The 17,801-nt window shown below is 67.7% G+C and carries 21 protein-coding genes; 18 read left to right on the forward strand and 3 right to left on the reverse strand.

The genetic code is table 11. The features are described 5' to 3' along the window. Positions 1 to 31: 31 nt before the first annotated feature. A complete protein-coding gene (locus tag ACFYTS_RS14510) occupies positions 32 to 637 on the reverse strand; it encodes a TetR family transcriptional regulator (RefSeq protein ID WP_357277564.1) in 606 nt (201 codons plus the stop codon). Between the two features lie 108 nt (positions 638 to 745). Between ACFYTS_RS14510 and ACFYTS_RS14515 the strand changes: the two genes are divergently transcribed. From ACFYTS_RS14515 to ACFYTS_RS14590, 16 genes are all read left to right on the forward strand, one after another. Further along, complete coding sequence (locus ACFYTS_RS14515; protein ID WP_387304261.1) at positions 746 to 1,987, forward strand: alkane 1-monooxygenase; 1,242 nt, start codon at positions 746 to 748, stop codon at positions 1,985 to 1,987. Beyond that, positions 1,987 to 2,166 carry a rubredoxin gene (locus ACFYTS_RS14520; protein WP_357278151.1) on the forward strand — a complete coding sequence of 60 codons (180 nt, stop codon included), beginning with the start codon at positions 1,987 to 1,989 and terminating at the stop codon, positions 2,164 to 2,166. Before ACFYTS_RS14515 ends, ACFYTS_RS14520 begins: the two co-directional genes overlap by 1 nt. Position 2,167: 1 nt before the next feature. Further along, positions 2,168 to 2,353 (forward strand): rubredoxin, encoded by a 186-nt coding sequence (locus tag ACFYTS_RS14525; protein ID WP_357084824.1) that lies wholly within the window; start codon positions 2,168 to 2,170, stop codon positions 2,351 to 2,353. Continuing rightward, positions 2,350 to 3,600 (forward strand): NAD(P)/FAD-dependent oxidoreductase, encoded by a 1,251-nt coding sequence (locus ACFYTS_RS14530; protein WP_387304265.1) that lies wholly within the window; start codon positions 2,350 to 2,352, stop codon positions 3,598 to 3,600. Before ACFYTS_RS14525 ends, ACFYTS_RS14530 begins: the two co-directional genes overlap by 4 nt. 302 nt (positions 3,601 to 3,902) lie before the next feature. Beyond that, positions 3,903 to 4,730: an MlaE family ABC transporter permease gene (locus tag ACFYTS_RS14535; RefSeq protein ID WP_387304268.1), complete on the forward strand. Its 828-nt coding sequence runs from the start codon at positions 3,903 to 3,905 to the stop codon at positions 4,728 to 4,730. Continuing rightward, positions 4,730 to 5,599 (forward strand): ABC transporter permease, encoded by an 870-nt coding sequence (locus tag ACFYTS_RS14540; protein WP_357277557.1) that lies wholly within the window; start codon positions 4,730 to 4,732, stop codon positions 5,597 to 5,599. The genes ACFYTS_RS14535 and ACFYTS_RS14540 overlap by 1 nt, the downstream gene beginning before the upstream one ends. 3 nt (positions 5,600 to 5,602) lie before the next feature. Further along, on the forward strand, positions 5,603 to 6,631 hold the full coding sequence (locus tag ACFYTS_RS14545) for an MlaD family protein (protein WP_357277554.1): 1,029 nt from the start codon (positions 5,603 to 5,605) through the stop codon (positions 6,629 to 6,631). Further along, positions 6,628 to 7,635 (forward strand): MCE family protein, encoded by a 1,008-nt coding sequence (locus tag ACFYTS_RS14550; protein ID WP_387304271.1) that lies wholly within the window; start codon positions 6,628 to 6,630, stop codon positions 7,633 to 7,635. The genes ACFYTS_RS14545 and ACFYTS_RS14550 overlap by 4 nt, the downstream gene beginning before the upstream one ends. Then, positions 7,635 to 8,645, forward strand: a complete 1,011-nt coding sequence (locus ACFYTS_RS14555; RefSeq protein ID WP_387304630.1) for an MCE family protein — start codon at positions 7,635 to 7,637, stop codon at positions 8,643 to 8,645. The genes ACFYTS_RS14550 and ACFYTS_RS14555 overlap by 1 nt, the downstream gene beginning before the upstream one ends. Continuing rightward, entirely contained in the window at positions 8,646 to 9,569 is a 924-nt protein-coding gene (locus ACFYTS_RS14560) for an MCE family protein (RefSeq protein WP_387304273.1), read from the forward strand. Next, entirely contained in the window at positions 9,566 to 10,576 is a 1,011-nt protein-coding gene (locus ACFYTS_RS14565) for an MlaD family protein (protein WP_387304276.1), read from the forward strand. Before ACFYTS_RS14560 ends, ACFYTS_RS14565 begins: the two co-directional genes overlap by 4 nt. Further along, positions 10,577 to 11,527, forward strand: a complete 951-nt coding sequence (locus ACFYTS_RS14570; protein ID WP_387304279.1) for an MlaD family protein — start codon at positions 10,577 to 10,579, stop codon at positions 11,525 to 11,527. Between the two features lie 14 nt (positions 11,528 to 11,541). Further along, the gene (locus ACFYTS_RS14575; RefSeq protein ID WP_387304281.1) at positions 11,542 to 12,153 is read left to right on the forward strand and encodes a hypothetical protein; all 612 of its coding nucleotides are present in this window, start codon (positions 11,542 to 11,544) and stop codon (positions 12,151 to 12,153) included. Further along, positions 12,093 to 12,815 carry a TetR/AcrR family transcriptional regulator gene (locus ACFYTS_RS14580; RefSeq protein WP_387304283.1) on the forward strand — a complete coding sequence of 241 codons (723 nt, stop codon included), beginning with the start codon at positions 12,093 to 12,095 and terminating at the stop codon, positions 12,813 to 12,815. The genes ACFYTS_RS14575 and ACFYTS_RS14580 overlap by 61 nt, the downstream gene beginning before the upstream one ends. Then, positions 12,812 to 13,489, forward strand: a complete 678-nt coding sequence (locus tag ACFYTS_RS14585; protein ID WP_387304286.1) for a TetR/AcrR family transcriptional regulator — start codon at positions 12,812 to 12,814, stop codon at positions 13,487 to 13,489. Before ACFYTS_RS14580 ends, ACFYTS_RS14585 begins: the two co-directional genes overlap by 4 nt. Next, positions 13,486 to 14,496 carry an HD domain-containing protein gene (locus ACFYTS_RS14590; RefSeq protein ID WP_387304289.1) on the forward strand — a complete coding sequence of 337 codons (1,011 nt, stop codon included), beginning with the start codon at positions 13,486 to 13,488 and terminating at the stop codon, positions 14,494 to 14,496. The genes ACFYTS_RS14585 and ACFYTS_RS14590 overlap by 4 nt, the downstream gene beginning before the upstream one ends. On the opposite strand, the gene ACFYTS_RS14595 is transcribed toward ACFYTS_RS14590, so the two are convergent. Continuing rightward, the gene (locus ACFYTS_RS14595) at positions 14,493 to 15,101 is read right to left on the reverse strand and encodes a TetR-like C-terminal domain-containing protein (protein WP_357277532.1); all 609 of its coding nucleotides are present in this window, start codon (positions 15,099 to 15,101) and stop codon (positions 14,493 to 14,495) included. The two genes, ACFYTS_RS14590 and ACFYTS_RS14595, sit on opposite strands and share 4 nt — an antisense overlap. A gap of 126 nt (positions 15,102 to 15,227) precedes the next feature. Between ACFYTS_RS14595 and ACFYTS_RS14600 the strand changes: the two genes are divergently transcribed. Then, the gene (locus tag ACFYTS_RS14600) at positions 15,228 to 15,809 is read left to right on the forward strand and encodes a TIGR03086 family metal-binding protein (protein WP_387304292.1); all 582 of its coding nucleotides are present in this window, start codon (positions 15,228 to 15,230) and stop codon (positions 15,807 to 15,809) included. On the opposite strand, the gene ACFYTS_RS14605 is transcribed toward ACFYTS_RS14600, so the two are convergent. Further along, positions 15,793 to 16,650 carry a cyclopropane mycolic acid synthase family methyltransferase gene (locus ACFYTS_RS14605; RefSeq protein WP_357277527.1) on the reverse strand — a complete coding sequence of 286 codons (858 nt, stop codon included), beginning with the start codon at positions 16,648 to 16,650 and terminating at the stop codon, positions 15,793 to 15,795. The two genes, ACFYTS_RS14600 and ACFYTS_RS14605, sit on opposite strands and share 17 nt — an antisense overlap. Positions 16,651 to 17,071: 421 nt before the next feature. Here ACFYTS_RS14605 and ACFYTS_RS14610 point away from each other — a divergent pair, with 421 nt between their 5' ends. Then, positions 17,072 to 17,770 carry an expansin EXLX1 family cellulose-binding protein gene (locus tag ACFYTS_RS14610; RefSeq protein WP_387304295.1) on the forward strand — a complete coding sequence of 233 codons (699 nt, stop codon included), beginning with the start codon at positions 17,072 to 17,074 and terminating at the stop codon, positions 17,768 to 17,770. The last annotated feature ends 31 nt before the right edge of the window (positions 17,771 to 17,801 follow it).

Raw genomic sequence — 17,801 nt, forward strand, 5'->3', positions numbered from 1 at the left:
GCGGCAGGCTGTTTCGCGTGCCGCGCCGTCCTCACAGCACCGAGCCGTAGGCGCCGACGATCACCTTGTTGATCTGCCCCACGGCCCGGTCGATCGGCCCGGTCGGCTGGAACAGATGACTCAGCGCGAGCCGGACCAGCACCTCGGTCATCGAGGTCAGTTCGGCGTCGCTCATCGCGGGCAGTCCGTACTGCGACCGGATGCCCGCCGAGAGCGCGGTGACCGCGCGGCCCAGCACCGGCTCGGTCTCGGTCATCAGCACCGGCAGCAGGGAGCTGTCGGTCTCCGATCGCCCGGCCAGCACCGCCTTGATCAGCGTGTTGTCGGCGCCGGTCCGCAGCGTGAATTCGGCCGCCGCGGTCATCCCGGTCGCGACCTCGGTCGGATGTGCGGCGAGGCATTCGGAGATGCCCACCAGGAAGGTGTCGACCTCCTGCTGGATCACCACTTCGGCCAGCTCGTGCTTGTTGGCGAACTCCTTGTAGAGCACCGGGCGGCTCACGCCGACCTCTTTGGCGAGCCGCGACATGTTCACCGCGCCCCAGCCCTCGGTGATGACGATGCGCCGGCCCGCTTCGATGATCCGCTCGCGCAGCAACAGCCGCATCTCGGTCTGGAAGTTCGGTGCTTCAACCACGTCCCGATCGTACATGGGCTCAACTTTCGTCTCGTCGTTGACAGACTGGATCACAGTGTATCTAATGAATACAGTTCTTGAGAAAGTGTAAACGCTAGGAGTACGGCAATGACGACGTCTCATTCTCGAGCCGGACGCGGTAGCGAGCCGGAGGCCACGGCCCGCCCGCAGTGGCGTGACCGCAAGCGCTATCTGTGGCTGCTCGGTCTCGTTCCCCCGACCGCCCTGTTCCTGGCGATGGCTCTGGTCTGGGCCTTCAACGAGTTCGGCTGGACCGCGGTCTCGCCGGTGTGGTGGTGGATCGGCCCGCTGATCGTGTACGTCCTGCTGCCGATCCTGGACCGCTTCTTCGGCCCGGACGGCCAGAACCCGCCCGACGAGGTGATGGAGTACCTCGAGAACGACAAGTACTACCGGTACTGCACCTACGCCTACATCCCGTTCCAGCTGCTGAGCCTGACCGTGGCCTGCTACCTGTGGACCGCGAGCGACCTGTCCTGGCTGGGCGTCGACGGCGGCCTGGGCCTGATCTCCAAGCTGGGCCTGGCGCTGAGCATGGGAGTGATGGGCGGCGTCGGCATCAACACCGCGCACGAACTCGGCCACAAGAAGGACGAGCTCGAGCGCTGGCTGTCGAAGATCACCCTGGCCCAGACGTTCTACGGCCACTTCTACATCGAGCACAACCGCGGCCACCACGTCCGCGTCGCCACCCCGGAGGACCCGGCCAGTGCCCGCTTCGCGGAGACCTTCTGGAGCTTCCTGCCGCGCAGTGTGTGGGGCAGCCTGCGCTCGTCGTGGGAGCTGGAGGCCAAGCGCCTGGAGCGGCTCGGCAAGCGGCCGTGGACGATCCGCAACGACGTGCTCAACGCGTGGCTGATGTCGGTGGTGCTGTTCGGAGCGCTGGCCGTGGCGTTCGGCCCGGCGGTGCTGCCGTGGCTGGTGATCCAGGCGATCTACGGCTTCACCCTGCTGGAGACGGTGAACTACCTCGAGCACTACGGCCTGATGCGGCAGAAGACCGCCAGTGGCCGTTACGAGCGCTGCACCCCGGAGCACAGCTGGAACTCCGACCACATCGTCACCAATATCTTCCTGTACCACCTGCAGCGGCACAGCGACCATCACGCGAACCCCACCCGCCGCTACCAGATCCTGCGCAGTATGGACGGCGCCCCGAACCTGCCCAGCGGTTACGCGAGCATGATCTCACTGGCTTACTTCCCGCCACTGTGGCGCAAGGTGATGGATCACCGCGTGCTCGAGCACTATTCGGGTGACATCACCCGCGCCAACGTCCAGCCCCGCAAGCGCGCCCGCGTGCTCGCCCGGTACGGGGTGGCGGCGTGATGGCCTCCTACCGCTGCCCGATCTGCGATTACGTCTACGACGAGGCGAAAGGCGCGCCGCGCGAGGGCTTCCCGGCGGGTACCGCCTGGTCCGCCGTCCCGGACGACTGGTGCTGCCCCGACTGCGGGGTGCGCGAAAAGATCGACTTCGAACCGGCTTCCGCTCAGAAGGGACACTGACATGAGCACCGACTTCAAACTCTTCCGCTGCCTGCAGTGCGGCTTCGAATACGACGAGGCGCTGGGCTGGCCCGAGGACGGCATCGAGCCCGGCACCCGCTGGGACGACATCCCCGACGACTGGTCCTGCCCGGATTGTGGTGCGGCCAAGAGCGATTTCGAGATGGTCGAGGTCAGCCGCGCGTGAGCGGGCGCATCGTCATCGTGGGCGCGGGCGTGGCCGGGGCCACCGCCGCGCGCACCCTGCGCACCGAGGGCTACACCGGGGAGATCGTGCTGCTGGGCGCGGAACCCACCGCGCCCTACCGGCGGCCGATGGTCTCCAAGGAACTGCTGGCCGGCGCGGTCGAGGACCGGCGGTCGCTGTTGCATCCCGCCGACTTCTGGGCGGGCAACGACATCGACCTGCGGGTGGGCGTGCCGGTCGAATCCATCGATCCCGGACCGGGTCTGGTGTGGTTGGCCGACGGGACCGCGATCGGCTACGACTCGCTGCTGCTGGCCACCGGCGCCGTGTCGCGGCGGCTGGCGGTGACCTCGGATCGATCCGTGGTGTCCGACGCCGCGTTGCCGGTGCACACCCTGCGGGGCCGGTCCGAGGCCGAAGCCCTGCGGGCGACGCTGGAGCGGGATCCGTCGTTGCTGATCATCGGGGCCGGGCTCATCGGCTGCGAGGTCGCCGCGACCGCACGGGGTCTGGGGGCGGAGGTGACGGTGCTCGACGCCGGAACCACGCCGCTGGAGCGGGTCGCGCCCGCCGTCGTCGGTGACTACATCCGAAAGCTGCACGCGGACAACGGGGTGGCCATCTCGACCGAGGTGCGGCTCTCGCACCTGGCCTACACCGGCAACGACGTGGTCGCCGTGGCCGAGGACGACCGGATCTGGACCGCCGCGGCGGTGCTGGTGGCGATCGGATCTGTCCCGGACACTCGGCTCGCTGTTACCGGTGGGCTGGCCGTGGACGACGGTATCCGGGTGGACGAGCGGTATCGCACGTCGGCCCCGGGGGTGTTCGCCGCGGGTGACGTGGTGAATCGACTGGATCCGAAATCGGGCCGGTACCGCCGCGAGGAGCATTGGAACAGCGCGCAGGCGCAGGGTGCGGCGGCGGCGCGATCGATGCTCGGATTGCCCGCTCTGACCGCGGAGGTGCCGTGGGGCTGGTCGATGCAGTACGGCCGGAACGTGCAGTTCGCGGGCGTGATTCAGGCCGATGACGAGCTGATCGCGCGGGGGAGCGCGGAGTCCGGCGACGCGACCGTGCTGGCGCTGCGCGACGGCCGCGCCGTCGGTGTGGTCGCGATCGCCCGCCCGGCGGAGTTCCGGGTCGCGCGGGACCTGATCGGCCGGGGAGCGGTGCTGGACGCGGGGGCGTGCGTCGACGAATCCTTGCCGCTGGCCGAGGCGATCGTACTGTCCGGACAGTCGTGAGGGCAGACGCCCGCAGTTGAGCTAACACCTCGCTATATCTGAAATGCCACTGGACCAACCGAATGGTCCGGTGGCATTTCGCATTTGCCCACTCATTGCTGAAATGTGCTGGTAAGGCATGCTATTCGCGCGGCGCGCGTATCTTTCTCCGCTCTCGCGACCCCTGTCAAGGCCCTGGTTATTTCGGTGAAGACTGACACGTCAGTCCGAAATCTGTATTACTGTCTCGGTCAGTCGGAACCGGGTCAACAGAGGGACCGGTCGGCATCGACCAAACAGTAGGGGCTGTGGGGTGGTGAACATTGGTCGAGAAAGTTGTCCGGGGGCCGGAATCACTATGGCAGGCAATCGAATTCGTACTCTCAGGGCTGCGCACGTTTGGCCGCACCATTCAGCTGGCGATCGCGGCATTCCGGTTCCTGATCCTCGATATCATCACACTTCGCCATCCTTGGCGTGACACCCTCCAGCAGGGCTGGTTCATCGTCAGCGTGACCGCGATTCCCGCTGTGCTGGTGTCGGTTCCGTTCGGCGTGATCGTGGCGGTCCAGGTGGGGAGCCTGACCCAGCAGGTCGGCGCGAGCTCGGTGTCCGGCGCGGCCGGCGGCCTCGGCGTCATCCGGCAGGGCGCGCCCATGGTGACCGCGCTGCTGCTGGGCGGCGCGGCGGGTTCGGCCATCTCCTCGGACCTGGGCGCGCGCACCATTCGCGACGAGGTGGACGCCTTGCGCGTCATGGGAATCGACCCCGTGCGGCGGCTGGTCGCCCCGCGGCTGGCGGCCATGATCGCGCTGACGCCGCTGCTGTGCATGCTGATCATCTTCATGGGCGTGTTCACCGGTTACGTGATCGCCGTCGGCTTCCAGGGCGTGACGCCCGGCTCGTACCTGTCGGCGTTCGCGGCCTTCGCCAAGATGAGCGACCTGTGGGTGGCGATCGTGAAGTCGATCCTCTTCGGCGTCATCGTGCTCATCGTGTCGTGCCAGCGTGGTCTGGAGGCCACCGCCGGACCCAAGGGCGTGGCCAATGCCGTGAACGCGGCGGTGGTGATCGGCGTGATCGCCGCCTTCGGCGTGAATCTGGTGATCACGCAGCTGGTGTCGATGTTCATCCCGACGCAGGTGGGCTGATGACCCAGGTACCGGCGAAGTACACCCCACTCGGGACCGCGGGGCGGGCGATCGGCGCCTCGGCGCAGGCGCCCGTGTCCCTGGTCGAATCCCTCGGTCACCAAGCGACTTTCGTCTACGAGGTACTGGCGGCCATCCCGCACACGCTGCGGGTGTACCGGCGTCAGACCATGCTCATCCTGTCCGACATCACCTGGGGCTCCGGCTCGCTCATCGTCGGCGGCGGCACCGTGGCGGTGCTGGCTTTCCTGGGCATCGCGGTCGGCGGGTCCATCGGTGTGGAGGGCTTCACCGCGCTGAACATGGTCGGAATGGGCCCGCTGACCGGGTTCGTCTCCGCCTACGCCAACACCCGCGAGATGGCGCCCATGGTGGCGGCCATCGGTTTCGCGGCGCAGGCGGGCTGCCGGATGACGGCCGAGATCGGGGCCATGCGCATCTCCGAGGAGATCGACGCGTTGGAGGCCATCGGCATTCGGCCCATGCCGTTCGTGGTGACCACCCGTGTGATCGCGGGCGCGATCACCATCGTGCCGCTGCACCTGCTCACCCTGATCCTGTCGTACCTGTCGTGCGCGACCGTGGTGAACGTCCTGCACGGGCAGTCCTCGGGCACCTACTACCACTATTTCGACGCTTTCTTGCAGCCCGGCGACGTAGTCGCCTCGCTGATCAAGGCGACGATCTTCGTGGTCACCATCATTCTCATCCACGGCTACCAGGGCTTCTACGCCTCGGGCGGGCCGGAGGGCGTGGGCCGGGCCTCGGGGCGCGCCATTCGCGCCAGCCTGGTGCTGGTGGTCATCCTGGACATGATCCTGACGATCGTGATCTGGGGCCTGGATGTCGGCATCCGGATCTCGGGGTGAAACATGGCCGTCTTCAAGGATCATTCCGGCCGTAGCGCCGGACCGTGGCTGCTGCGATTGCGCGGCCTGGTGGTCGCCGTCGTCCTCGTCACTGTGACGATTGTCGTGAGTTCTTATGCCCGAGGCTCTTTCGCGGATCGGTTCGAGGTCACCGTCGATGCGGCGACCCTCGGCGAGGGGCTGGCGCCCGGAGCGGAGGTGAAATTCCGCGGGTACGCGATCGGGACGGTGTCGACCGTCGAGACCGTGGGCTACGGGCATCAGCGCATCGGATTGCGGATCGACCGGCGACAGGCCGACGCGCTGACCGACGATGTCACGGCGCGGTTCACCTCGTCGAACGTGTTCGGTTCCAGCGCCATCGAATTGGTGCCCGGCACCGACGGCAAAAGGTTGCGTGAGCACGCCGTGCTCCAGATCGGGGCGGGCGCCACCAATGCCACCGTCGCCGGAGTGTTCCGGCGGGCGGCGCGCCTGACCCAGGTGCTGGATTCGGCGGCCGTGCACCGGCTGTTCGATCTGATGCTCGACAATGCCGCCGGCATGGGCCCGGTCCTGCGGTCGTTCTTCGAGACCGCGCGCACCCTGGCCGACGGACAGCAGAACAGTCTCGCGCACTACCTGCGCATCGGCGGCGACATGACCGGCGCGTTCGGGGACGTGACGCCCGCGGCCGGGCACGCCATCCTGGCGGTGCTCGAGCAGAGCGCCTACTTCGGGGATCCGGAGAACCGGGCGCGCACCAACCGTTCCACCCACGGCGTCGACGACGCGGTGCTGGTGGGCATCTCGAATCTGCTGCAGCAGAACAACCCGGAGCTGGAGAAGGTCCTCGACGGCATTCTCGACGTGGCGGTGCCGATCAGCGTGTCCGTGGGCTCGGTGGCCGCGGCCCACAATCGGGTCCCGAATCTGCTGCGGGCCATGGACGGGGCGTTCCCGGTGGTCGACGGCCGGGTGCGGCTGCAGGTCGAGCTGATCGCGAAAACCATGCCGTACCTGGCGGATTCGCTCGGGGGAGGGGCCAAATGAGCGAGGTCACCAGGTCGGCCCTCAAACTGGTCGCGTTCCTGCTGGTCGTGGCCGGGTGCACCACCTTCATCGTGACCGCGCTGCGGACGCCGATCCCCGGCGACAAGGTCACCTACGACGCGGTGTTCACCGATGTGTCGGGCCTGTTCGCCGGGGACTCGGTGCGCATGTCCGGTGTCGCGGTCGGGAAGGTGGAGACGGTGTCGCTGGACGGCAGCCGGGCACGGGTGCACTTCACGGTGGACCGGGAGCGGCCGGTGTACGACAACACCAAGGCCGCGGTGCGATACCAGAACCTCATCGGTCAGCGGTACGTCGTACTGCTCACCGAGGGGCCGGGGCGCACGAAAATAGCTGCCGGGACGACGATCCCGGTCGAGCGCACCATCCCGAGCTTCGATGTGTCCAAGCTGTTCAACGGCTTCAAGCCGATGTTCGAAACGCTCGATCCCGCGCAGCTCAACCGGCTCGGCACCAACCTGCTGCGCGTCATCCAGGGTGACGGGTCCGGGATCGGGCCGGTGCTCGCGGACGTGGACACGCTCACCAAGCACGCCCGTAACAGTGAGGCCGTGATCGTGCTGCTCATCCGCAATCTGGGCGTGGTCGCCGACGCCATCGGCGGCAAGTCGAAGGCGGTCGGCGACCTGGTGCAGCAGCTCTCGGGCATCCTGCACCAGTTCACCGCCAAGACCCAGGCCATGCTGAGCGCGGTCGACACCGCGAAAACCCTGCTGGCGCCGGTGGTGCCGCTGCTGGAGGAGACCCGCGACGCCTACGACACCGCCTACGGTCCGGTCGACGGACTGCTCCGGCGGCTGGTGCCCCAGACCGACGAGCTGACCCAGATCCTGGCTCTCGCACCGCAATTGGTGACCGGGCTGAATCAGACGGTCCCCGGGCAGGGGTTCAAGCCGCGCATCACCTGCTCCCACGGTGAGGCCGCGCTGCCCGCGGTAGCCGGTGTCATCCTGTCCAACCAGAACCTGGTGGTGTGCAACTGATGAGAGCGTTGATCGCCCGGATGGGCGAGCTGATCCGGGACGTGCTCACCGGTCGCGGGGACCAGAACACGCAATTGCGCTGGGGTATCGCCGGTGTCGTGGTGTGCGTGATCGCGCTGGCCGTCGCGGGCGCGGTGTACGTGATCCCGTTCGGGCAGCGCACCTACGTCGCCGACTTCCGGATGTCGGGCGGGGCCCGGCCGGGTGACGAGGTGCGGGTGGCGGGGATCAATGTCGGCAAGATCCGTGCCGTGGACCTGGTCGGGGATCACGTGGAGGTCGCTTTCACCGTGAACCGCGATGTGCGGGTGGGGGACCGGTCGGCGGTGGAGGTCAAGATGCTGACCCCGATCGGCGGCCACTACCTGGCGCTGGCCCCGGCTGGGGACAAGGACCTGGCGTCGAAGCACATCCCGCCCGAGCGCACCACCACCCCGTTCGAGCTGAGCGACATTCTCGACCAGGGCACCCCGGTATTCGGCAAGGTCGACGCCACCACCATGCGCGACACCATCGGGCAGCTGAATTCGGCGCTGGCGCAACAGCCCTATGCACTGCGCGGGGTGATCGGCAATGCCAACGAGCTCACCGGGCTGCTGGCCGAGCGCACCGATCAGCTCAACAGCGCGCTCACCGTCTCCGACGAGTACATCGCCGCCATCGCCGACGACAAAGCGCTGCTGGCGGATTTCGTGAAACAGCTGGGTACCGTGGCCGACCGGCTCGGCAACCGCAAGAACGACATCGTCAGCATGTTCGCCCTGCTCAAACGGTTCCTGATCGTGCTGCACCGGCCGCTCATGGCCTATGACGGCATCGAGCCGTCGGTCACCCAGTTCGAGCAGCTGTTCTCCAAACTCATGGAGGACCCGAACCGGCTCGACACCGTGATCACCGGAATGCGCGAGGTGATCAACCGGCTCAGCGGGCTGCTGGGCACTCAGGTGCAGGTCAAGGACCCGGCCGCCGGCGTCCGGCTGTGCATTCCCTTCGAAGGCAAGGCGTGCTGAATGAACTGGGGCAGAACAGCACTCGCCGCCGGCGTCGCCGTCGCGGTGGTGGCGGCCGGCGCGGTGGGGGTGTCGTGGGCGACGACCGTCCGCGATCCGAAGCAGAACGTGTGCGCCGAGTTCACCGACACCGTCGGACTGTACGAGGGCAACAGTGTGACCATGCTCGGGGTCGAGGTCGGCACCGTGTCCAAGATCGAGGCGCTGGGCGACCGTATGCGGGTCACCTTGAGCGTCAAGGACTCGGTGAAACTGCCCGCCGATATCGCGGCCGTCACCATGTCGAGTTCCATCGTGACCGACCGGCACGTGGAGCTGACCAAGCCGTACACCGGCGGCCCGCGATTCGACACGGCGACATGCATTCCGATGGAACGGACCAAGACGCCCATCGGGATCAGTGAGGCGCTCGACGCCATGGGCACACTGGCCGGTGATCTGACCGGGGGTGGCGCCGGTAAGCCGGATTCGCTGCTGGATGACACCCTGACCGCGGCCGATAGGGCGATCGACGGGACCGGGCAGCAGTGGAATCAATTGCTGCAGCGGCTGTCCGCGGTCGTCGGTGATCCCGCGCAGAAGGACGCCGCGTTCCGGCGGCTGGTCGACAATCTGGATCAGCTCACCACCATGTTCGTGACCAACTGGCCGGATATGACGCAGGTGCTGAGCAATCTGCGCAACGGTTTGCAGTTGATCGGGCAGTTCTCGGCCGAATTCTCCGGGGCGGTCGATATCGCGGTCGAATTCCTGCCGGTGATCGCGCGCAATGCCGGGAAATACGATCAGCAGATCTACAGCCTGCTGGATGTGGTGCTGCCGCAGGCGCACACGTTCGTGCAGCAGCATCAGGGCGACATCACCTCGCTGCTCACCGCGCTGCCGCCGCTGGCCGCGCAGCTACCGCAGGCGGGTGCGAAATGAGGCGCGCGGTCGTCCGGCTGCTGCCGGTGGTCACCGCCGCCGCGCTGGTTCTGACCGGCTGCGGGGTGAAGGCCACCGATATCCCGATTCCCGGCACCTACCCCTCCGGCGACACCTATACGGTGCGCATCGAATTCGGGTCGGTGCTGAATCTGCCCGACCGCGCCAAGGTGATCTCCGACGGTGTCGAGGTCGGCATGCTCGACCACATCGAGCTGATCGGGACCACCGCGGTGGCGACGGTGAAACTGCACACCGACGCCGAACTGTCGAAGTCCACGACGGCGGAGTTGCGGCAGTCCACCATTCTCGGCGACATCCATATCGCGCTGGAAGCGCCCAAGAACGCCGGCGGCACACTGCTCGGCAATGGCGATGTGATTCCGGTGTCGCAGACCATTCCCGCCACCAATGTCGAGGACATTCTGCGGGCGCTGTCGAACATCATCACCGGCGGACGATGGTCCGACATCCAGAAACTGGTGACCGACGTGAATGCCGCGTTCCCGTCGGACCCGGCCGAGTTGGACCGGGTCAACCAGGCGGGCCGGGCCGCCCTGCACGATATGGCCACCCACACCGACGAGCTGAATCGCATTCTCACCTCGGCGCAGCAGATCACCGGGAAGCTGGAATCCGGTCGCGGGGCGGTGGATCGGATCCTCACCCTCGGACCGGATCGGGCCGCCGGACTATCGGATGTGCTGCTGGCGGTGGTGAATCTGATCATCAGCGGCGGTCCGCTCGCCAAGAACGCCGGCGACCTGGTGCTGCCGCATCTGGGGGACTTGCGGTCGATCGTGTCGGTGCTCGCGCCGACCGCGGTGACGGCGGGGTACGCGGACCTGACCCTGGCGGCCAACCTCGACACCGTCCACACGCTGCTGAAGGAGAAGATCATTCCCTTCCTGAACGCGCCGGATGTGAAGGTGCGCAATGTGTCCGCCGCCGACGCGCAGGCCGATCAGCTGATCGGCACGCTGCGCGGGATCGGGATGGTGCCCTGAATGAAGCTCTCACTGTCCGGGCCGGTGTCGATGGTCATGCTGCTGGTGCTGACCTTCGTGTGCGGCGGCTACATGGCGGTCGGGGTGCTGAATCTGGATCCGCGCCGCCAGAACAACACCGTCACCGTGCTGCTCGACGGGTCGGGCGGGCTGATGAAGACCTCCCAGGTGACGCTGCGCGGCCTGCCCATCGGCAAGGTGCGTGATATCGGTGCGACCTCGCGCGGGCTGGCGGTCACCCTCGAATACGACGCCAAGTACCGGATTCCGGTGGACAGCGTCGTGCAGATCGCCAACCTGTCCGCGGCGGGGGAGCAGTTCCTCGACTTCCGGCCGACCGGGACCGCGGGGCCGTTCCTGCGCGACGGCAGCGTGGTGCCCAACCGGCAGGTGCGGGTCGCGACCACTGTCGGGGACGCCCTCGCCAAACTGGATGCCCTGACCGCGCAACTGGATCCGGCCAAACTGCAGAATCTGGCCACCACCGTGGCCGCCGGGTTCGAGGGCCGTGACGCCGAGGTCGCCAACCTCACCAAGGCGCTGGTCGGCACCGCGAATCTATTGCGGGACAAGCGCGAAGCCATCGGGCGGCTCTACTCGAACGTGCAGACCCTCGGTGACAAGTTCGACGGGCGCGCACCCATGCTGAGCGCGGCCGCCGGGGATCTCACCACCGCGCTGCCCGAGCTGCTGCACATCATCGCCGCGTTCCAGAACTACTCCTACATCGGCGAGCGCATCTTCGACGATCCGATCGGGCCGCTGGTCACCAAGATCGACGAATACTTGCGGCTGATCGGACCCGACCTCGGGCAGATCGCCACCGTCCTGAAACCCGCCACCAGCGTGATCAAACCGCTGCGCGTGGACGCCGGATCGATCGTGGACCTGCTGTCCACCACGTTCCCCGGCGACGGCGCGGCGCACGTGGGCATCGAGATTCCTCGCTAGAGAGAAGGCAGACCGTGACCGAGACCGAGCAGACCGAGGCCGACAAGCCCGACACGGGGGAGACCGTCGAGGAATCTCCGAAGGCCGTGTCCCCGAAGGGGATCGGTGAACGACTCAATCCGTTCGTGGTGGCGGCCGCGGCGCTCTTCGCGATCGCGGCCGTGGTGCTGGGGGTGCTGTGGCACAACGCCTCGGGCGACTACGACGCGCTGAAGTCCCGCGACGCCGATCGTGATCGCGCCGCGCAGGTGGCCAAGGACTACACGCTGCGCTCGCTCACCTACGACTACCGCAACCTGCCCGCCTTCTTCGACGGCGTACAGCGCGGGGCATCGGATCCCCTGCGCGACAAGTACACCCAGTTCCACGACGCTCTCGCCAAGATCATGACCGATGCCCAGGTGGTGGCCGCCGGTGACGTGGTGGGCACCTCGGTGGAGGCCAAGGGCAACGACCAGTACGCGGTCACCGTCTACGCCACCCAGCGCACCCAGAACGTGCAGCAGCCCGACCCGGCGACGGTGCCGAACCTGTTGGTGGTGACGGTGGCCGGGCGCGACGGCGAGTGGCTGGTGACCGATTACGGCCCCAAGGACGCCGGTGTGAAGGGCGGGGCCGCGAAATAGCCCCGGCACGCATCGGCCGCCCGCCGCAGCGCGAACTCCCCGCGCGCCGCCGCCGGGAGATCATCGAAGCCGCCTACGAGGTGTTCACCGCGCACGGCTACGAGGCCACCGCCATCTCCGAAGTGGCCGCCCGCGCCGGCATCGGCCAGGGCACCGTCTACCGCTACTTCGGCAGCAAACGCGAAATCCTGGACCACGTCATCGATCTCGGCATCGAGAAGGTGACCGACGCCATGCGACTGCACACCGTGTTCGGCGCGGCCGACACGGTGGACGACCTGGTGGCCGCGGTCCGCGCCGCCGTGGCCCGTCTTTACGACCTGCTCGAACGTCAGCCGCGCGTGCTGCGGCTGCTGGTGGTCGAGGCCGGGGCCATCGATCCCGAACTGGCGCACCGCCTGCTCGGCCTGGAGGCCCTCACCGCCTCCCTGATCGCCGCCGAACTCACCCGCGGCCTGGAGGCAGGATGGATCCGTCCCGACATCGATCCGGAAGTGCTGGGCCACACCATCCCCACCCTGGTCGGCCCGTGGCTCATGCGGGAACTGCTGGGCGCGGGCAATCCGGCCATCCGCGATCGCAGCATGACCGCGGTCCTCGCCTACCTCGACCGAACGCTGCGCCCCCTGCGCCCGCCGGCACCCCCGAGCCCGCCCCCATGACCGCCGCCCCGGCCCCCGACCCGCACCGCGACCGACCCCGCCGGTCCCGAGCCGACCGCCGCCGAGCCGAATTGATCACCGCCGCTTACGAACTGGTCGTCGCCCGAGGCTTCCGCGCCATCTCCGTCGACGACATCGCCGCCGCGACGGGCGTCAGTCACGGCACCTTCTACAACTACTTCCCGAACAAACGCGCCATCCTCGACGCCGTCATCGACCACAGTTTCCGCCACATCCGCGACCTCCTCCTGGGCCCCGAAGGCGACATCATCCCCACCACCTTGGATGCCTTCTGCGACCGCTACGCTCGGGTCATCGACCGCTGCTACGACCTGGTCGCCACCGAACCCGGCCTGGTGAACTTCTTTCTCCTGGAAGCCTCCTCGATCGACGACGCCGTCCTCGACCGCTGCCTCCACAACGCCCGCGCCTACGCCGCCGAATCGGTGGCCCGAATCCGCGAGGGCATCGCCCACGGCTACCTCGACCCCACCCTCGATCCCGCCATAGCCGGCGAAGTCCTCCTCTCCCTCCTCGTCTACGCCCTCCTCTCGGCCCTCCGCGCCGGCGCCGACGGCCTCACCCAACCCCGGGTCCGCACCCAACTCGTCGCCTTCCTCCGCACCGCCTTCGGCGGCCCGGATCCTCCTACCACGGTAGCTTCGGGTTCATGATCGGCGACGACATCGAAGAGGCCGCGCGGTGTTTCGCGCGGGCGGCGCATGGTGGCCAAACATACGGTGGGGCACCGTATTCGGTTCATTTGGCGGCGGTTCGGGATGTGCTGGACGACTTCGGGTTCTCGGGGGATCTGGGGGTGGCTGCGTGGCTGCACGATGTTCTGGAGGACACGGCGGCTACCGGGGCGGAATTGGAGGGGGCGTTTGGTGTGGGGGTCGCTGAACTGGTGTGGGCGGTGACCGGGATCGGGGGGACGCGGGAGGAGCGGAACGAGGACATCTATGCCAAGATCGCGGGCTGTCCGTCGGCGGTGATTCTGAAGCTGGCGGATCGGATCGCGAATGTCGAAGCCAGTGTCGGGACGCGGTGGTTTGCGATGTATGCATCCGAACAGCAGGCATTTCGGGCACACCTCGGGTCGATTCTCGATGGGGAGAAGGCCGTTGGTCAGATGTGGGCCAGGCTTGAAGGGGTGCTTGCGATGACCAGTCGTGAAGCGACGGTGCGGCAGGTGCTCGAGCGGTGGCGGGGGCGGGAGGCGCCGGATGGGGACTCGATCGTGTTCGGCGACGGAACGTTGGTGACGATGTCGTTGGTGCGGCGCAGGTTTCAGCAGCCTGGGGGCGGGGTTTCGAAGCCGGATGAGTGGTTCTGGCAGGAGCATTTCAGGGCTAGCGCTTGGTCGGCGGTGGAGTGGATCGACGTGGATGCGACGTTCGATTCGGCTGTGCACGGTGGGAGTCGGGCGATGGTGGGGGAGTCGGCGTCGAACGGGAGCATCGGATGGGTTGCGCTGACCGACGATGACGAGGAGAACACGCTGCGGTGGGTCGCGGTGTCGGGAACCTCGAACCCGTTCCACCGGGTCACCCTCGATGCGGACTTCGTGGTCGCTACCACCACCCTGGAACTGACCTGGACCTTCCCCCGGAACGCTCCGCAGGACGTGACGATCGCCCCCGCTGACCCCGCTGTGTTGGCCGCTATGCGGCGCCGCTAGGTCGGAAGGGTGTTGGCGCGGAAGGCGGTCAGGAGCATGGTGGTGAGGTTGTCCAGGTAGGTGGGTTCGGGGGGGATGCCGGTGATGGTGAGTCGCCAGTAGAGGGGGCCCGCGAGGAAGTCCAGGGCGAGGGGGATGTCGAGGTCGTCGGGGAGTTCGCCTCGGGTGATGGCGCGGTGGAGGAGGGCGGTGGCGCGGTCGCGGCGGGTGGTGGCGATGCCGGTGGTGAGGGTGGCGGCCAGGGCTGGTTCGCGGGCCGCTTCGGCCAGGAGGTCGGGGATGATCTTCGAGGCGAGGGGGTGGCGGAGGCCGGCGGCGGCCGCGGTGAGGAAGGCGTGGAGATCGCCTCGGAGTGTTCCGGTGTCGGGGGTGTCGGCGGCGTCGACGGCGATCTTGGTGATGAGGTCGGTGGCCATGGCTTGCTTGGAGGGCCAGCGGCGGTAGACGGCCGCCTTGCCCGCGCCCGCGCGGCGGGCCACGGCCTCGATGGAGAGGCGTCCATAGCCGACCGCGGCGAGCTCCTCGAAGAAGGCGGTGGTGAGCGCCTCGGTCAGGGCGTCCTGCAGGACCGGGCCGCCGGACGTGCGACGCGGGGGATGGGGCATGCGAGACACGCTAACACGAGACGGAACGGTTGCGTATCGCCTTGACCGGCGGTACCGTTCTCGGCATAGACGAGACGGAACCGTTCCGGCTCGATGGATTGAATCCGCCGACCGAAAGACACCACCATGAACACCGTGGCCCCCACCCTCGTCGATCGGATCCACGACGCGCTCGACGCCACCGGCGCCATCGTCGCCGGGATCGGCGACACACAGCTCGGCCTGCCCTCGCTGTGCCCCGGCTGGGATGTCGGCTTCGAACTCAACCATCTGGTCGGCGGCCTGCGCGTCTTCGCCGCCGAACTCACCCACACCGATCCCGGCGGCGACCACCACGACGACTGGCTCGGCACCTGCCACCGCACCGCGTACGCCGCCGCCGCGCACCTCGACCGCGACGCCTGGTCCCGCCCCGGCGCGCTGGACACCACCGTCCGGCTCGGCTTCGGACCGATGCCCGGCCGCATGGCCGCCCTGATCCACCTGACCGAAATCCTGGTCCACGGCATCGACCTGGCCGTCGTCACCGGGCAGCGGCGCCTCATCGACGAGCGGCAGGCCGACTACCTGCTCACCGTCATGCGATCCATGGACTTCGACGCCTTCCGGCGCCCCGGCATGTTCGGCCCGGCGCGGCCGTCGTCCGCCGACGCGCCCGCTCACGACCGGCTGCTGACCTTCCTCGGCCGGTCTACTTCTGCAGCGTGAACTGCATGACGTCGAGGTGCCCCGCGCGGAAGTAATGGGCGCACCCGGTCAGGTACTTCATGTAGCGCTGATAGACCTCTTCGGAGGTGAGCTCGACGGCCTCGGCGTGGTGGGCCGCGAGGGATTCCGCCCACAGGTCAAGGGTTTTCGCGTAGTGGGGGCGCAAGGATTGGATTCGGGTCGTGCGGAACCCGACCGCCTCGGCCTCCCGGGGGACGGTGTCCTTCTGGGGGAGCTGGCCGCCGGGGAAGATCTCCCGTTTGACGAAGATGTGGAACAGGGCGTCCTCACGGGTCACCGGAATCTCGGCGGCCCGCAGGTCGGCGAGGCTGTGGCCGATGATGGTGTGCAGCAGCATGCGGCCACCGGGGGGAAGCATGCGGTGGCAGCGGGTGAAGAACTCGGGGTAGCGCTGTTTGCGAAAGTGTTCGAACGCCCCGATGCTGACGATGCGGTCGGCGGTGCCGTCGAATTCCTCCCAACCTTGCAGGCGCACTTCGGCTTCGGAGATGCCCAGATCGCGTAGTTCGGTGCGAACGTACTCGAATTGGTTGCGGCTCAGGGTGAGTCCGATGACGCGGACCCCGTACGTGAGTACGGCGCGGATCATGGTCGAGCCCCATCCGCAGCCGACGTCGAGCAGGGTCATGCCGGGTTCGAGCCCCAGCTTGCCGAGCGCCAGATCGATCTTGGCCAGTTGGGCCTCCTCCAATGTCAGGCCCGCGCGTTGGAAGTAGGCGCAGCTGTAGGTCTTGGAGGGGTCGAGGAACAGCGCGTAGAAGTCGTCGGACAGGTCGTAGTGAGCCTGGACCTGCCGGTAGAAGGGCGCGAGCTGGGCCATGGCATCTCTCCCCGGGTGTGGTGACGTCGGAGATATGGACATCCGGACATACGTAGCGGTCGGGCCCGGGGTTCTACATCGCGGACACACCGCCAACACGCCGCGCTTTTCATTCCGAAATTGCCATTCGACCTCAGCGTAGCGGCCCCGGCTGCTTTCCTGAAGGGGAGTGCAGCATCGAGTCAGCAAACACAATTCGGAGGGTTGGGGACCGGCCATGCACCGCACCGGACACGAAGAGGTCCATCCTGGCAGGCCGTGGTTGTGGACGATTCTGGTGGGAGCGGTGGTGGTGGGACTGGCCGCGTGGTGGGTCAGACCGCAGTCGTTGAGCTGCAGCACTGCCGCGCCGACGCCGACGGTCGTCACGCTGTCCGCCGCACCCGCACCGAGCGCGGTTACTCCTCAGCAGATTCGAACCGTGGACGCGTCACCGCCCCTGGAGCAGGTCGAGGCCCGGTTCTACGACTTCGGTCCGGGCGTCGCCTGCTCACTGCCGGATCTGCCGCCGGACGGCTATTACGTCGGTGTCCCGACCAGCCGATACGAGGGTTCCGCCCCCTGCGGCTCCTACGTCGACATCGACGGCCCGCTGGGCAGCGTCCGTGCCCAGATCGTCGACCGTTGCACCGGCTGCGGCCCGGACCAATACGACTTGAGCCGTTCGGCTTTCGAGGCGATCGCCGATTCCGTCGACGGCGTCGCACCGGTCAGGATCAGCATCGTTCGCGACCCGAACCCCGCGCCGGAGCTGTTCTACCGCGTCCAGCAGAGCTCCTCGACCAGCTGGATCGGAATCCTGTTCTCCGGCACCGGCAATCCTCTCGCACAAGTCGCCTTGCGTCCGGATTCCGGCGGCGACTACCGCCCGATGCGCCGGGGCTACGACAACTACTGGACCGTGTCGGGCATCGGCAGGGGCCCGTTCACCGCCCAGGTGACCGACATCTACGGCCACGTCGCGTATGTCCCCGGGGTCGCGATCGAGCCGGGGCAGTTGCGCCGCACCGGAATTCAGCTCTACGACATCACTGCCGAGCCGTCCCCCGCCCCGTCCGAGCCCCCGGCCCCGGTGGTCGTGACCACGGTGGTCGCCGCCCCCGCGCCCTGCACGCCGTAACCCGCCGCCGCGCCCGCGGTATGGCATCATC

Origin of the sequence: Nocardia sp. NPDC004151 (assembly GCF_042874235.1) — a bacterium.
Taxonomy (GTDB): domain Bacteria; phylum Actinomycetota; class Actinomycetes; order Mycobacteriales; family Mycobacteriaceae; genus Nocardia.

What these genes read in the sequence shown, in the direction of transcription:
- ACFYTS_RS14555 (WP_387304630.1), top strand. Translation starts at nt 7,635, where the DNA reads ATGAGAGCGTTGATCGCCCGGATGGGCGAGCTGATCCGGGACGTGCTC.
- ACFYTS_RS14560 (WP_387304273.1), top strand. Translation starts at nt 8,646, where the DNA reads ATGAACTGGGGCAGAACAGCACTCGCCGCCGGCGTCGCCGTCGCGGTG.
- ACFYTS_RS14565 (WP_387304276.1), top strand. Translation starts at nt 9,566, where the DNA reads ATGAGGCGCGCGGTCGTCCGGCTGCTGCCGGTGGTCACCGCCGCCGCG.
- ACFYTS_RS14545 (WP_357277554.1), top strand. Translation starts at nt 5,603, where the DNA reads ATGGCCGTCTTCAAGGATCATTCCGGCCGTAGCGCCGGACCGTGGCTG.
- ACFYTS_RS14585 (WP_387304286.1), top strand. Translation starts at nt 12,812, where the DNA reads ATGACCGCCGCCCCGGCCCCCGACCCGCACCGCGACCGACCCCGCCGG.
- ACFYTS_RS14605 (WP_357277527.1), bottom strand. Translation starts at nt 16,650, where the DNA reads ATGGCCCAGCTCGCGCCCTTCTACCGGCAGGTCCAGGCTCACTACGAC.
- ACFYTS_RS14570 (WP_387304279.1), top strand. Translation starts at nt 10,577, where the DNA reads ATGAAGCTCTCACTGTCCGGGCCGGTGTCGATGGTCATGCTGCTGGTG.
- ACFYTS_RS14540 (WP_357277557.1), top strand. Translation starts at nt 4,730, where the DNA reads ATGACCCAGGTACCGGCGAAGTACACCCCACTCGGGACCGCGGGGCGG.
- ACFYTS_RS14520 (WP_357278151.1), top strand. Translation starts at nt 1,987, where the DNA reads ATGGCCTCCTACCGCTGCCCGATCTGCGATTACGTCTACGACGAGGCG.
- ACFYTS_RS14600 (WP_387304292.1), top strand. Translation starts at nt 15,228, where the DNA reads ATGAACACCGTGGCCCCCACCCTCGTCGATCGGATCCACGACGCGCTC.
- ACFYTS_RS14590 (WP_387304289.1), top strand. Translation starts at nt 13,486, where the DNA reads ATGATCGGCGACGACATCGAAGAGGCCGCGCGGTGTTTCGCGCGGGCG.
- ACFYTS_RS14550 (WP_387304271.1), top strand. Translation starts at nt 6,628, where the DNA reads ATGAGCGAGGTCACCAGGTCGGCCCTCAAACTGGTCGCGTTCCTGCTG.
- ACFYTS_RS14525 (WP_357084824.1), top strand. Translation starts at nt 2,168, where the DNA reads ATGAGCACCGACTTCAAACTCTTCCGCTGCCTGCAGTGCGGCTTCGAA.
- ACFYTS_RS14515 (WP_387304261.1), top strand. Translation starts at nt 746, where the DNA reads ATGACGACGTCTCATTCTCGAGCCGGACGCGGTAGCGAGCCGGAGGCC.
- ACFYTS_RS14595 (WP_357277532.1), bottom strand. Translation starts at nt 15,101, where the DNA reads ATGCCCCATCCCCCGCGTCGCACGTCCGGCGGCCCGGTCCTGCAGGAC.